The 13,439-nt window shown below is 69.4% G+C and carries 12 protein-coding genes; 5 read left to right on the forward strand and 7 right to left on the reverse strand.

The annotated features are described in order from the left end of the window. Positions 1 to 14: 14 nt before the first annotated feature. The 3 genes from secG to BN4348_RS37095 are packed head-to-tail and all read left to right on the forward strand — an operon-like array spanning position 15 to position 3,912. Positions 15 to 248, forward strand: a complete 234-nt coding sequence (secG, locus tag BN4348_RS37085) for a preprotein translocase subunit SecG (RefSeq protein ID WP_066910601.1) — start codon at positions 15 to 17, stop codon at positions 246 to 248. Between the two features lie 45 nt (positions 249 to 293). Beyond that, positions 294 to 3,104 carry a phosphoenolpyruvate carboxylase gene (ppc, locus tag BN4348_RS37090; RefSeq protein WP_066910604.1) on the forward strand — a complete coding sequence of 937 codons (2,811 nt, stop codon included), beginning with the start codon at positions 294 to 296 and terminating at the stop codon, positions 3,102 to 3,104. A gap of 16 nt (positions 3,105 to 3,120) precedes the next feature. After that, positions 3,121 to 3,912, forward strand: coding sequence for a DUF1206 domain-containing protein (locus tag BN4348_RS37095; RefSeq protein WP_066910607.1), 792 nt, complete (start codon positions 3,121 to 3,123; stop codon positions 3,910 to 3,912). A 6-nt stretch (positions 3,913 to 3,918) separates the two neighbouring features. Here BN4348_RS37095 and BN4348_RS37100 read toward each other — a convergent pair whose 3' ends face one another. Genes BN4348_RS37100 through tkt form a run of 6 tightly spaced genes read right to left on the reverse strand, consistent with a single transcriptional unit; the run spans position 3,919 to position 10,755 of the window. Then, complete coding sequence (locus BN4348_RS37100) at positions 3,919 to 4,308, reverse strand: ATPase (RefSeq protein ID WP_066910610.1); 390 nt, start codon at positions 4,306 to 4,308, stop codon at positions 3,919 to 3,921. 15 nt (positions 4,309 to 4,323) lie between these two features. Next, positions 4,324 to 5,061: a 6-phosphogluconolactonase gene (gene pgl / locus BN4348_RS37105; protein ID WP_066910613.1), complete on the reverse strand. Its 738-nt coding sequence runs from the start codon at positions 5,059 to 5,061 to the stop codon at positions 4,324 to 4,326. Next, positions 5,058 to 5,969 carry a glucose-6-phosphate dehydrogenase assembly protein OpcA gene (gene opcA / locus BN4348_RS37110; protein ID WP_066910634.1) on the reverse strand — a complete coding sequence of 304 codons (912 nt, stop codon included), beginning with the start codon at positions 5,967 to 5,969 and terminating at the stop codon, positions 5,058 to 5,060. The genes pgl and opcA overlap by 4 nt, the downstream gene beginning before the upstream one ends. After that, complete coding sequence (gene zwf / locus BN4348_RS37115; protein WP_066910617.1) at positions 5,966 to 7,531, reverse strand: glucose-6-phosphate dehydrogenase; 1,566 nt, start codon at positions 7,529 to 7,531, stop codon at positions 5,966 to 5,968. Before zwf ends, opcA begins: the two co-directional genes overlap by 4 nt. After that, the gene (gene tal / locus BN4348_RS37120) at positions 7,528 to 8,649 is read right to left on the reverse strand and encodes a transaldolase (RefSeq protein WP_066910619.1); all 1,122 of its coding nucleotides are present in this window, start codon (positions 8,647 to 8,649) and stop codon (positions 7,528 to 7,530) included. The genes zwf and tal overlap by 4 nt, the downstream gene beginning before the upstream one ends. A 15-nt stretch (positions 8,650 to 8,664) precedes the next feature. Further along, entirely contained in the window at positions 8,665 to 10,755 is a 2,091-nt protein-coding gene (gene tkt, locus BN4348_RS37125) for a transketolase (protein ID WP_066910622.1), read from the reverse strand. A 256-nt stretch (positions 10,756 to 11,011) separates the two neighbouring features. Between tkt and BN4348_RS37130 the strand changes: the two genes are divergently transcribed. Further along, positions 11,012 to 11,941 (forward strand): heme o synthase, encoded by a 930-nt coding sequence (locus BN4348_RS37130; protein WP_066910625.1) that lies wholly within the window; start codon positions 11,012 to 11,014, stop codon positions 11,939 to 11,941. A gap of 8 nt (positions 11,942 to 11,949) precedes the next feature. On the opposite strand, the gene BN4348_RS37135 is transcribed toward BN4348_RS37130, so the two are convergent. Continuing rightward, positions 11,950 to 12,924: a quinone oxidoreductase family protein gene (locus BN4348_RS37135; protein ID WP_066910628.1), complete on the reverse strand. Its 975-nt coding sequence runs from the start codon at positions 12,922 to 12,924 to the stop codon at positions 11,950 to 11,952. 19 nt (positions 12,925 to 12,943) lie between these two features. On the opposite strand from BN4348_RS37135, the gene BN4348_RS37140 reads away from it, so the two are divergent. Continuing rightward, positions 12,944 to 13,439: ATP-grasp domain-containing protein (locus tag BN4348_RS37140; RefSeq protein WP_066910631.1), on the forward strand; the 496-nt coding region annotated here is incomplete at its 3' end.

A 13,439-nucleotide genomic window follows, 5' to 3' on the forward strand; every position in this document is an offset into this window, starting at 1 on the left:
GGTAGGCTGACCGCATGCAATTGGGCCTGCAGATCACCCTCGTGGTCACCAGCATCCTGGTGGTGCTGCTGGTGCTGCTGCATCGTGCCAAGGGCGGCGGCCTGTCGACGCTGTTCGGCGGCGGTGTGCAGTCGAGCCTGTCCGGGTCCACGGTGGTGGAGAAGAACCTCGACCGGCTGACCGTATTCATCGTGGGCATCTGGCTGGTGTGCATCGTCGGCATGGCCCTGCTGATCAAGTACCGCTGACGTCTCGGCGGGCGGACGACGCGTTCCGCACCGATACTGGGACGCATGGCTGACGCGTCCGACACCGCGCTGGAACCGATCGGCGCCGTGCAGCGCACCCGGGTCGGGCGGGAGGCGACCGAGCCGATGCGCGCCGACATCAGGCTGCTCGGCACCATCCTCGGCGACACCGTGCGAGAGCAGAACGGTGACGAGGTGTTCGAACTCGTGGAGCGCGCGCGGGTGGCATCCTTCCGGGTGCGGCGCTCCGAGATCGACCGGGCCGAGATGTCCCGCATGTTCGACGGCATCGACATCCACCTGGCCATCCCGATCATCCGGGCGTTCAGCCACTTCGCGCTGCTGGCCAACGTCGCCGAGGACATCCACCGGGAACGCCGGCGCAAGATCCACGTCGCCGCCGGCGAGCCCCCGCAGGACAGCAGCCTGGCCGCGACGTACGCGAAACTCGACCTGGCCGAGCTGGATTCGGGCGCGGTGGCCGCCGCGCTGGCGGGCGCCCTGGTGTCGCCGGTGATCACCGCCCATCCCACCGAGACCCGCCGGCGCACCGTGTTCGTCACCCAGCACCGGATCACCGAGCTGATGCGGCTGCACGCCGCCGGGCACACCGAGACCGATCACGGCCGCAACATCGAGCTCGAGTTGCGCCGCCAGGTCCTCACGCTGTGGCAGACCGCGCTGATCCGGCTGTCGCGGCTGCAGATCACCGACGAGATCGAGGTGGGCCTGCGCTACTACCCGGCCGCGCTGTTCACGGTGATCCCGCAGGTCAACGCGGAGGTACGCGGCGCGTTGCGGGCCCGCTGGCCCGACACGGGCCTGCTCGCGGCGCCGATCCTGCAGCCGGGCTCCTGGATCGGCGGTGACCGCGACGGCAACCCAAACGTGACCGCCGACGTCGTGCGGCGGGCGACCGGCAGCGCCGCGTTCACCGCACTGGCGCACTACCTGGCCGAGCTCACCGGCCTCGAGCAGGAGCTGTCGATGTCGGCGCGCCTGATCACCGTCACCGCCGAGTTGGCCGCGCTGGCCGAGGGCTGCGACGAGAAGGCCCGGGCCGACGAGCCCTACCGGCGGGCGCTGCGGGTGATCCGGGCCCGGCTCACCGCGACGGCCGCCGAGATCCTGGACCGTCGGCCGCAGCACGAACTCGACCTGGGACTCAAGGCGTATTCCGCCCCGGGCGAACTGCGGGCCGACCTGGACGCGATCGACGCCTCGCTGCGTAGCCACGGCGCCGGCCTGTTGGCCGACGATCGGCTGGCCCGGTTGCGAGAGAGCGTGCACGTCTTCGGGTTTCACCTGTCCGGCCTGGACATGCGGCAGAACTCCGACGTGCACCAGCAGGTGGTCGGCGAACTGCTGGCCTGGGCCGGCGTGCATCCGGACTACGGCACGCTGGGAGAAGACGAACGCGTCGAGCTGCTGGCCGGGGAGCTGGCCACCCGCCGTCCGCTGGTCGGTGACCGCGCCGCCCAGCTCTCGGACCTGGCCCGCGGCGAGCTGGGCGTCGTCGCGGCGGCCGCCCGCGCGGTGGAGCTCTACGGCCCGGCGGCGGTGCCCAACTATGTCATCTCGATGTGCCAGTCCGTCTCGGACGTCCTGGAGGCGGCGATCCTGCTCAAAGAGGCCGGCCTGCTGGACGCCTCCGGGCCGGAAACCTATTGCCCCGTCGGCATTTCGCCGCTGTTCGAGACGATCGACGATCTGCACAACGGTGCGTCGATACTGCAGGCGATGCTCGACCTGCCCATTTACCGGGCGCTCGTCGCCGCGCGCGGCAACGCGCAGGAAGTGATGCTGGGCTACTCGGACTCCAACAAGGACGGCGGCTACCTGGCCGCCAACTGGGCCGTCTACCGGGCCGAGCTCACCCTCGTCGAGGTGGCGCGCAAAACCGGTGTTCGGTTGCGGCTCTTCCACGGTCGCGGCGGGACGGTCGGCCGCGGCGGCGGCCCCAGCTACCAGGCGATCCTCGCCCAACCCCCGGGCGCGGTGAACGGCGCGCTGCGCCTCACCGAGCAGGGCGAGGTGATCGCCGCGAAGTACGCCGAGCCGCAGACGGCCCGGCGCAACCTGGAGAGCCTGGTGGCGGCCACGCTGGAGTCGACGCTGCTGGACGTCGAGGGCCTGGGCGATGCCGCGGAACCCGCCTACGCGGTGCTCGACGAGGTCGCGGCCCTGGCCCACCGGGCCTACGCCGAATTGGTCCATGAGACACCGGGTTTCGTCGACTACTTCAAGGCCTCCACTCCGGTCAGCGAGATCGGGTCGCTGAACATCGGCAGCCGGCCGACGTCGCGCAAGCCCACCGAATCCATCTCCGACCTGCGCGCCATCCCCTGGGTGCTGGCCTGGACCCAGTCGCGCGTGATGCTGCCGGGCTGGTACGGCACCGGGTCGGCGTTCCAGGAGTGGATCGCGGCAGGCCCCGAAAGCGAAACCGAACGGGTCAAGGTCCTGCACGAGCTGTACGAGCGGTGGCCGTTCTTCCGCAGCGTGCTGTCGAACATGGCGCAGGTGCTCGCCAAGAGCGACCTGGGCCTGGCGGCCCACTATTCCGAGCTGGTGGCCGACGAATCGTTGCGGCACAGGGTATTCGACAAGATCGTCGCCGAGCACCGGCGCACCATCGCCATGCACAAGCTCATCACCGGTCACGACGACCTGCTCGCCGACAACCCGGCGCTGGCCCGTTCGGTGTTCAACCGCTTCCCGTACCTGGAGCCGCTGAACCACCTGCAGGTGGAGCTGCTGCGCCGCTACCGCTCGGGCGACGACGACGAATTGGTGCAGCGCGGCATCCTGCTGACGATGAACGGGCTTGCGAGCGCGTTACGCAACAGCGGCTGATGGGCATCCCCGTGCCATGGAACCGGCACAACTGGCCCAAAACGGCGTGTTCGAACGATTCGCCCGCGGCGGCTACGTGGTGAACGGGCTGCTGCACCTGATCGTCGGCTACCTTGCATTGCGAATCGCGTTCGGCGACGGCGGCACCGCCGATCAGACCGGAGCGCTGGCGGCGCTGGCGGGCAAACCCGGCGGCCCGGTCGTGCTGTGGATCGCCGCGGCCGCCCTGCTGACGATGGGGCTGTGGCGGCTGGTCGAGACCGCCCTCGGTCGATCGAGCGACCGCACGCCGGAGGGCTCCTCGTCGGGGGCGTGGGACCGGGCGAAGGCCTTCGGATTGGCGGCGGTGTATCTCGCCTTCGCCTACTCGGCGTTGGGGTACGCCCGCGGCGCCGGGAGGGCGGCCGCTCAACAGAATTCGAGCATCAGCGCCCGCCTGATGCAGACCACCGCCGGGACCGTCGCGCTGATCGCCTGCGGCGTCATCATCGTCGCCGTGGGCGGCTACCACATCTACAAGGGCGCCAGCCGCAACTTCGTCGGCGACCTCAAGGGCAAGTCGGGCGATCTGGTGCGCCGCCTCGGCGCGGCCGGCTACGTCGCGAAGGGCTTGGTGATCGCCGGCACCGGGGCGCTGATCGTCGTCGCCGCCTGCCGCTCGGAACCGAAGAAGGCCACCGGTCTGGACGGGGCGCTGAAAACCCTCGGGGCTCAGCCCTACGGGGCGGCGTTGTTGAGCGCGGCCGGCGCCGGGATCATCACGTACGGCCTGTACAGCTTCGTGATGGCCCGATCGACCAAGATGTAGGGCTAGCTAGCGGTTGCGCAGCCTGTCCAGCATGCCGCGCACCGCGTGCTCCGTCATCGACAGCGGCGACATCATCGTCTCGCCCACCTTCACCATGTCGTCGATCCGCGCGACGATGGCCTCCACCGGCTCGACCAGGACGATCAGCCGCTTGGCCAGATCGTCGAGGCTGCCCAGGGTGCCGTCCAGGTGATCCAGGCCGGCCTCCATGCGTTCGACCGTGGCGTTGAGGTTGGACAGCGAGCTGTTGAGCTCTTGCATGGTCCTGCTCAGGCCGTCGAGGACGTCCTCGACCTGCTCGACGGTCTTGTCGGCGTTCAGGGCGGCCTGGGTGAGGGTCTTGATCCGGCTTCGCTCGGGCCCGCCGCGCACGGTTCTGTCTGCCATGACGGCCATTATGACTCGCGCCGGTCAGCGGGGAAGCTTGGCTGCGGCCTCTTGGTCGAGCAGCCACAGCGTGGTCTCGAGCCCGACGGCGCCGGCCGCAGGCACCGACGACGGTGCGACGCCGTTGATGGCGGCCGCCGCCGCGTCGGCCTTGCCCGCCCCGGACACCATCAGCCACACCTCGCGGGACCGCTGGATGGCGGGCAGTGTCAACGTGATCCGCTGCGGCGGCGGCTTGGGGGAGTTCTCGACCGGCACCACCATGCGGGTGGTCTCATGCACCGCCGGGGTGTCCGGGAACAGCGAGTTGATGTGGCCCTCGGGGCCCATGCCCAGCAGGTGGACGTCGAAATTCGGCGCCGGCTGCCCGGGTTCGGCGTTGGCGGCCAGCAACTGTTCGTAGGCCAGCGCCGCCGCGGCGATGTCCGTGCCGAAATCCCCGTCGCTGGCCGGCATCGCGTGCACGTGGCTGGACGGGATGTCGATGTGATCGAGCAGGGCTTCGCGGGCCTGCTTGTCGTTGCGCTCGTCGTCGTCCTCGGGCACGTAGCGCTCGTCGCCCCAGAACAGATGCACGTTGGACCACTCGACCCGTTGACGCCTGAGGTGCTTCAGCAGCCCGATGCCGTTGCCGCCGCCGGTCAGCACGATCAGCGCCCGCCCCCGGGCCGCCACGGCGGAGCCGATGGTATCGACCAGGCGCGCGCCCGCGGCCTCGACCAGGGCGTCGCCATCGGAAAAAACCTCGACTACGGGACTCATACGTATTGCACTTTCTTGATACCTTCGAGCGCGGTCAAATAGATTTCGTCGGCGTCCAGCCGCCGCAGGTCCTCGGCCAGGCATTCGCCGGTTTCCCTGCGCGCCAACGGGACCAAGGCATCCGGCTTGGCGGTCCGGCTCAGCGTGGCCGTCCTGCCCTCCTGGGGGCGGCTCAAGACGATGGTCTCGCTCTTGCGCGCCAACTCCACCTTGAGGTCGCCGACGGCCCGGCGTACCGGACCGTCGATCCGGCTGGCCAGCCAGCCGGCCAGGATGTCGAGGGCCGGCTCGGTCTTCAGGCCGGACACCAGCGCCGACTCGATGGGTTCGTGCGGCGGCTGGTCGACGGCGGAGGTCAGCAGCGCCCGCCAGTAGGTGATGCGCGCCCAGCACAGGTCCGTGTCTCCCGGGCTGTATCCGGGCAGCCGGCTCTTGATCGCCGACAGCGGATCGATGCCGTTGGTGGCGTCGGTGATGCGGCGAATCGCCAACTTGCCCAGCGGGTCTCGCGCGGGCTCGGCCGGGGCGATGTCGGGCCACCAGGCCACCACCGGGATGTCGGGGAGCAGGAAGGGGATGACCACGCTGGAGGCGTGGCCCGACAGCGGCCCGGACAGCGTCAGGATCACCACCTCGCTGGCGCCGGTGTCCCCGCCCGCGTGCAGTTGCGCGTCCAGGCGGGCGTCGTCGGCGTACGGGTCGCCCCGCATCGTGACGATGATCCGGCTGGGGTGCTCGTGGCTGGCGGCGTTGGCCGCGGCGAGCGATTCCTCCAGCACGTCTTCGCTGTCCGGCGCGATGATCAGCGTCAGCACCCGGCCCATGGTGACGGCGCCGACTTTCTGGCGAAGCTCGTCGAGTTTCTTGTTGACCGCCGTGGTGGTGGTGTCGGGCAGGTCGACAATCATGGCCGCCGCCATTCCCTGCCGGTGCGGCGCAGCATCTCGAAGGCCGATTCCGGACCCCAGGTGCCGGCCTCGTACGGGTCGGGCTTACCGTGCGACGCCCAGTTATCCAGCACGGGATCGAGTATCTCCCAAGCTAATTCGACCTCCTCGTTCACCGGGAACAGCGACGGCTCGCCCAGCAGCACGTCGAGGATCAGCTGCTCGTAGGCCTCCGGCGATTCCTCGGCGAACGCCGATCCGTAGGAGAAGTCCATGTTGACGTCGCGGACCTCCATCGCGGTGCCCGGCACCTTGGAGCCGAACCGCAGGGTGGTGCCTTCGTCGGGTTGCACGCGGATCACCATGGCGTTGGCGCCCAGCTCGTCGGTCATCGTCGCGTCGAACGGCAGGTGCGGCGCGCGCTTGAAGATCAGGGCGATCTCGGTCACCCTGCGGCCCAGGCGTTTACCGGTGCGCAGATAGAACGGGACGCCGGCCCAGCGGCGGGTGTCGACCTCGAGGGTGATGGCGGCGAACGTCTCGGTGGTGGAGTCCTTTGAAAATCCCTCTTCGTCGAGGAGCCCGACGACCTTCTCGCCGCCCTGCCAGCCCCCGGTGTATTGGCCGCGGCTGGTGGTCTCGTCGAGCGGTTCGGCCAGCTGCGTCGCCGAGAGCACCTTGATCTTCTCGGTCTGCAGCGCCGAGGGATTGAAGCTGACCGGCTCCTCCATCGCGGTCAGCGCCAGCAGCTGCATGAGGTGGTTCTGGATCACGTCGCGGGCGGCGCCGATGCCGTCGTAGTAGCCGGCCCGGCCGCCCAGCCCGATGTCCTCGGCCATGGTGATCTGCACGTGGTCGACGTAGTGGGCGTTCCAGATCGGGTCGAACAACTGGTTGGCGAACCGCAGCGCCAGGATGTTGCGCACCGTCTCCTTGCCCAGGTAGTGGTCGATGCGGAACACCGCCTCCTCCGGAAAGACGGCGTTGACCGCCTTGTTCAGGGCCTGCGCGCTCTCCAGGTCATGGCCGAAGGGTTTTTCGATGACGACCCGGCTCCAGCGGTCGCCCTGCGGGCGGGCCAACCCGGACTTGTGCAGCTGGTCGCACACCACCGGGAACGACTTGGGCGGGATCGCGAGGTAGAAGGCGTGATTGCCGCCGGTGCCGCGCTCGGCGTCGAGCTTTTCCAGCGTTTCGGCGAGCCGCGCGAACGCCGCGTCGTCGTCGAAAGCCCCCGGCACGAAACGAAACCCCTCGGCCAGCCGCTCCCAGTTCTCCTCCCGAAACGGCGTGCGGCAATGTTCCTTGACGGCCTGGTAGACCACCTTGCGGAAGTCCTGGGTCTGCCAGTCCCGGCGGGCGAAGCCCACCAGGGAGAAGGTGGGCGGCAGCAGCCCGCGGTTGGCCAGGTCGTAGATGGCCGGCATGACCTTCTTGCGGGCCAGGTCGCCGGTGACGCCGAAGATCACCATGCCGCACGGACCGGCGATCCTGGGCAGTCGCTTATCCTGCTTGTCCCGCAGCGGGTTTCGCCACTGCTCCGATCCGGTGCGGCCGCCCACCTTGGAGCTCGCCGGGCTCATTTGTCGGCGGAGTCGAGCTGCTTCTGAGTTTCCTCGAGCAATTCGGTCCAGGACTCCACGAACTTGTCCACGCCCTCGTTCTCCAGCACCACGAAGACGTCGGTCAGGTCGACCCCGACCGCGGCCAGCTTGTCGAACACCTCCTGGGCGGCCGAAGCGGTGCCGCTGACCGTGTCGCCCTTGATCTCGCCGTGATCGGCGACCGCGTCAATCGTCTTCTCCGGCATGGTGTTCACCGTGTTCGGCGCGACCAGCTCGGTGACGTAGAGGGTGTCGGGGTAGTCGGGGTTCTTGACGCCGGTGGAGGCCCACAGCGGGCGCTGCACGCGGGCGCCGTCGGACTTGAGCGCCCCGAAGCGATCACCGCCCTCGAACACCTCCTGGTAGGCGGCGTACGCCAGCCGGGCGTTGGCCACCCCGGCCCTGCCGCGCAGCGCGAGCGCGTCGGGCGAGCCGATCTTTTCCAGCCGCTTGTCCACCTCGGTGTCCACCCGGGACACGAAGAACGACGCCACCGAATGGATCTTGGACAGGTCGTGGCCGGCCTCGCGGGCCTTCTCAAGCCCGGCCAGGTAGGCGTCCATCACCTCGCGGTGCCGCTCCACCGAGAAGATCAGCGTGACGTTGACCGAAATGCCCTCCGCCAGCACGGAAGTGATGGCCGGGATGCCGGCCTTGGTGGCGGGGATCTTGATGAACAGGTTGGGCCGGTCGACGATCTTCCACAGCTCGACGGCCTGCGCGACGGTCTTGTCGGTCTCGGCGGCCAGCCGCGGGTCCACCTCGATGGACACCCGCCCGTCGACCCCGTCGGAGGCCTCCCACTCGCGCTTGAGCACGTCGCACGCGCTGCGCACGTCGTCGGTGGTGACGGTGCGCACGGTGGCGTCGACGTCGGCGCCGCGTTCGGCCAGCTCGGCGATCTGACCGTCGTAGGAGTCGCCGTCGGCGAACGCCTTCTGGAAGATCGACGGGTTGGTCGTCACGCCGACGACGCTTCTGGTGTCGATCAGCTCCTGCAGGTTGCCCGACTGCAGCCGCTCGCGCGACAGGTCATCCAGCCAAACGGACACGCCCGCGGCGCTCAACGCCGCGAGGTTGGGGTTCTGACTGGCCATGTGAATCACCCTATCTCAGTTGTCGACCACCTGCTCCGCGGCCGCCGCGACGGCTTCGGCGGTGAAGCCGAATTCACGGAACAAAGTCTTGTAGTCGGCGGATTCGCCGTAGTGCTCGATCGACACGATCCGGCCCGTGTCGCCGACCAGCTTGTGCCAGGGCTGTGCGATCCCGGCCTCCACGGCCACCCGCGCCGACACCGACGGGGGAAGCACGCTGTCCCGGTATTCCTCGGGCTGCGACTCGAACCACTCCACGCACGGCATCGACACCACGCGGGCAACGATGTCCCTGTCCGCCAACAGGTTTCGCGCCTCGACCGCGAGCTGTACCTCCGACCCGGTGCCGATGAGCACCACGTCGGGTTCGTCGCCCCCGTCGTCGCCCAGGATGTAACCGCCCCGCCCGACGCCCTCGAAGCTGGTGCCCTCCAGCACCGGCACACCCTGGCGGGTCAGGATCAGGCCGACCGGGCCGCTGCCGTTGCCGCGGGCCAGGACGGTGCGCCAGGCGTAGGCCGTCTCGTTGGCGTCGGCCGGGCGCACCACCGACAACTTGGGGATGGCGCGCAGCGCCGCCAGGTGCTCGATGGGCTGATGCGTGGGGCCGTCCTCGCCCAGCCCGATCGAGTCGTGGGTCCACACGTAGATGGTGTCGATGTCCATCAGCGACGCCAGCCGCACCGCCGGGCGCATGTAGTCGGAGAACTGCAGGAAGGTGCCGCCGTAGGCGCGGGTGGGGCCGTGCAGCACGATGCCGGACAGGATGGCGCCCATCGCGTGCTCGCGCACCCCGAAGTGCAGCGTGCGCCCGTACCAGTCGGCGGTGTAGTCCTTCGTCGAAATGGACGGCGGCCCAAACGATTTGACGTTGTCCATGGTGGTGTTGTTGCTGCCCGCCAGGTCGGCCGAGCCGCCCCACAACTCGGGCAGCTTCGGGCCCACCGCGTTCAGCACCTTGCCGGAGGCCGCGCGGGTGGCCAGCGGCTTGTCGTCCGGCGTCCAGGTCGGGACGTCGGCGTCCCAGCCCTCGGGCAGCTGCTCGGCGGTCAACCGGTCCAGCAGCGCCTTGCGGTCGGGCTCGCGTTGCGCCCACGCGTCGAACTCCGCCTGCCACTTCTCGTGGGCTTCCTTGCCCCGGTCCACCAGCTTGCGGGTGTGGGCGATGACCTCGTCGCGCACCTCGAAGTTCTTGTCGGGATCGAATCCCAATATCTTCTTGACGGCCGCGACCTCCTCGTCGCCGAGGGCCGCGCCGTGCGCCTTGCCGGTGTTCATCAGGTGGGGCGCCGGGTAGCCGATGATGGTGCGCAGCTCGATGAACGACGGCCGGTCGGTGACGGCCTTGGCGTTGGCGATGGCCTCCTCGATGCCGACGACGTTCTCGCCGCCCTCCACCCGCTGCACGTGCCAGCCGTAGGCCTCGTAGCGCGCGGCGGTGTCCTCGCACAGCGCAATGTTGGTGTCGTCCTCGATCGAGATCTCGTTGTGGTCGTAGAACACGATGAGGTTGCCCAGCTGCTGCACGGCCGCCAGCGACGACGCCTCGGACGTCACGCCCTCCTCGATGTCCCCGTCGGAGGCGATCACGAAGATGAAGTGGTCGAACGGGCTGGTGCCCGACTCGGCGTCCGGATCGAACAGCCCGCGCTCGTAGCGCGACGCCATCGCCATCCCGACCGACGACGCCAGCCCCTGGCCGAGCGGGCCGGTGGTGATCTCAACGCCCTTGGTGTGCCGGAACTCCGGGTGCCCGGGCGTCTTGGACCCCCAGGTGCGCAGCGACTCGATGTCCGAGAGCTCCAGGCCGAACCCGCCGAGGTACAGCTGCAGATACAGGGTCAGGCTGCTGTGCCCGGCCGACAGCACGAACCGGTCGCGTCCCAGCCAGTGGGTGTCGCTGGGGTCGTGGCGCATGGTGCGCTGAAACAGCGTGTAGGCCAGCGGGGCCAGGCTCATCGCCGTCCCGGGATGGCCGTTCCCGACTTTCTGGACCGCGTCGGCGGCGAGCACCCGGATCGTGTCGACCGCAGCCGAATCGATCTCGGTCCAGTCGTCGGGCAGGTGCGGATGGGTCAGCGTGGAGATCTCTTCGAGTGTGGTCACAGCCTCTGTCCTTGGGTCATCAAGCTGATATTGCTCACCCTAATGCGGGAGTGCCGGCTCTTGCAGCGCAGAGTTTGGGGTACCCAACGCCGGCCGCTGTGAAAATTACGCGCCGACGGCTCAAGGGATGCAATCAGTCCGGCAATGCGGGGAAAATTCACCCGAAGGGACCCTGAGGGCTAGCCACCGCCCCCGCGCGGTCTACCATCGTGCGTAGTAGATGCTGCGCGCTGCTGCGACCCCGAGGAGTTATTGCGTGAGCGTTCGCGGGCGCGTCGCGCCGAGCCGAGAGGCACCGAGCCGGGTACCGGGCACGGTCTTGGCATACCTGGCGCTCACCAAGCCCCGGGTCATCGAGCTGCTGCTCGTCACGGCGATACCCGCGATGCTGCTCGCCCACCGCGGCACCGTGAACCCGCTGCTGATCCTCAACACGCTGATCGGCGGCATGCTGGCCGCCGGCGGCGCCAACACGCTCAACTGCGTGGCCGACGCCGACATCGACAAGGTGATGAAGCGCACGGCGCGCAGGCCGCTGGCGCGGGCCGCCGTGCCGACGCGCAACGCCCTGGTGCTGGGGCTGGTGCTCAGCGTGGGCTCGTTCTTCTGGCTCTGGTGGACGACGAACCTGCTGTCCGGGCTGCTTGCCGTCGCGACCATCGCGTTCTACGTGTTCGTCTACACGCTGTTGCTCAAGCGCCGCACGTCGCAAAACGTCGTGTGGGGCGGGGCGGCCGGCTGCATGCCGGTGATGATCGGCTGGTCGGCCGTCACCGGCACCATCGGCTGGCCGGCGCTGGTGATGTTCGCGATCATCTTCTTCTGGACGCCGCCGCACACCTGGGCGCTGGCCATGCGCTACAAGGACGACTACAAGGCGGCCGGCGTCCCGATGCTGCCGGCCGTGGCCACCGAGCGCCAGGTCACCAAGCAGATCCTGATCTACACCTGGCTGACCGTGCTCGCCACGCTGGCGCTGGCGCTGGCCACCGGGTGGCTGTACGCCGCGGTCGCCTTGCTGGCCGGTGCGTGGTTCCTGGCCATGGCCCACCAGCTGTACGCCGGCGTGCGCGCCGGCGAGCCGGTCAAGCCGTTGCGACTGTTCCTGCAGTCGAACAACTACCTGGCGGTGGTGTTCTGCGCGCTGGCGCTCGACTCCGTCGTCGCGCTGCCGACGCTGCGCTAGCGGCTCGGCTACGGCAGCAGCACGATCGAGCCCGTGGTTTTGCGGCCCTGCAGATCCCGGTGTGCGCGGCCCGCTTCGGCCAGCGGGTAGCGCCCGCCGACCTCGATGGTGAGGGCGCCGCTGTCGATCGCCTCGAACAGTTCGCCCGCACGCCAATGGAACTCGTCGCCGGTGCGGATGAAGTGCACCAGCGACGGCCGGCTCAGGTACACCGACCCGGCGGCGTTGAGGCGCTGCGGGTCGAACGGCGGAACCGGGCCGCTGGCCGCCCCGAACAGCGCCAGGGTGCCGCGCACGGCCAGGCTGGCCAGGCTGGCGTCGAACGTGGTCTTGCCCACGCCGTCGTACACCGCCGCCACCCCGGCGCCGCCCGTCAACTCGCGAATTTTCCGGCCGAATTCGGCGGCGACGTCGGGGTAGGGGAGCACCTCGTCGGCGCCGGCCTCTTTGGACATCCGTTCCTTTTCCGGCGTGGAGACCGTCGTGATGACCCGGGCGCCGAGCAGCTTGGCCCACTGCGTGAGGATCAGCCCGACGCCGCCGGCGCCGGCATGCACCAGAACGGCGTCCCCGCTTTGCACCGGATACACGGATTTGAGCAGGTAGTGCGCGGTCAGGCCCTTCAACATTACCGAGGCCGCCACGTCGGATGTGACGTGATCGGGCACCTTGGCGGTCAAAGACGCTGGCGCGGTGGCGAATTCGGCGTAACCGCCGGCCGCGGCCGCGGTACCCACCCGATCGCCCGCGCCGAACCCGTCGACCCCGTCGCCCACGGCGACGACGGTTCCGCACGTCTCCTGGCCGAGGATGAACGGCAGCTCCCGCGGATACTGCCCGGAGCGGAAATAGGTGTCGATGTAGTTGACGCCGATCGCCTCGGCCTTGATCAGCAGCTCGCCGGGACCGGGCGTGGGCTCGGGGACGTCGACGTAGCGCAGGACCTCGGGGCCGCCGATTTCGCTGATTTCGATTGCGTGCATGGGGATATCATGCCCGGGCATGAAGCTGGCCCGACCGGACGTCTTCCATCCGCGGATCGTGCTGGCGGGCGGTCCCCGACACCCCGACGACGCGGGGCTGGTTCCCGCGCTGCGCAGGCGCGGGCTGCACGCCCGCTGGCTGCCCTGGGACGACCCGGAGACCGTCGGCGCCGACCTCGTCATCCTGCGCGCCGCCCCGGACGCCGCCGAGCGCCGCCAGGAATTCCTGGGCTGGATCCGGCGGGTGCGCCACCTGCTCAACCCGCCCGATGCCGTCGCGTGGAACCTCGGCGGGCGGTACCTGCGCGAATTGGAGAACGCCGGGGTGCCGACGGCGCCGGACCGAACGGCGCAGGCGGCGTTGATCTTTCTCGGCGGCGAGCGCTCGCACGCGTGGCCGATCGAGCCGGAGTTCGAGTCGTGGGACCTGGGTTACGCCGCGATCGCGTCGGCCGCCGCACGCGCCGGGATCGGCGTGCGTGAGTTGCTGTACGCGCGCGCCGACGTGGCGGGGG

The sequence above is a fragment of the Mycobacterium interjectum genome (genome assembly GCF_900078675.2).
GTDB lineage: Bacteria > Actinomycetota > Actinomycetes > Mycobacteriales > Mycobacteriaceae > Mycobacterium > Mycobacterium interjectum.

Coding starts and splice junctions, on each gene's coding strand:
- secG (WP_066910601.1), top strand. CDS start 15: ATGCAATTGGGCCTGCAGATCACCCTCGTGGTCACCAGCATCCTGGTG.
- ppc (WP_066910604.1), top strand. CDS start 294: ATGGCTGACGCGTCCGACACCGCGCTGGAACCGATCGGCGCCGTGCAG.
- BN4348_RS37095 (WP_066910607.1), top strand. CDS start 3,121: ATGGAACCGGCACAACTGGCCCAAAACGGCGTGTTCGAACGATTCGCC.
- BN4348_RS37100 (WP_066910610.1), bottom strand. CDS start 4,308: ATGGCCGTCATGGCAGACAGAACCGTGCGCGGCGGGCCCGAGCGAAGC.
- pgl (WP_066910613.1), bottom strand. CDS start 5,061: ATGAGTCCCGTAGTCGAGGTTTTTTCCGATGGCGACGCCCTGGTCGAG.
- opcA (WP_066910634.1), bottom strand. CDS start 5,969: ATGATTGTCGACCTGCCCGACACCACCACCACGGCGGTCAACAAGAAA.
- zwf (WP_066910617.1), bottom strand. CDS start 7,531: ATGAGCCCGGCGAGCTCCAAGGTGGGCGGCCGCACCGGATCGGAGCAG.
- tal (WP_066910619.1), bottom strand. CDS start 8,649: ATGGCCAGTCAGAACCCCAACCTCGCGGCGTTGAGCGCCGCGGGCGTG.
- BN4348_RS37135 (WP_066910628.1), bottom strand. CDS start 12,924: ATGCACGCAATCGAAATCAGCGAAATCGGCGGCCCCGAGGTCCTGCGC.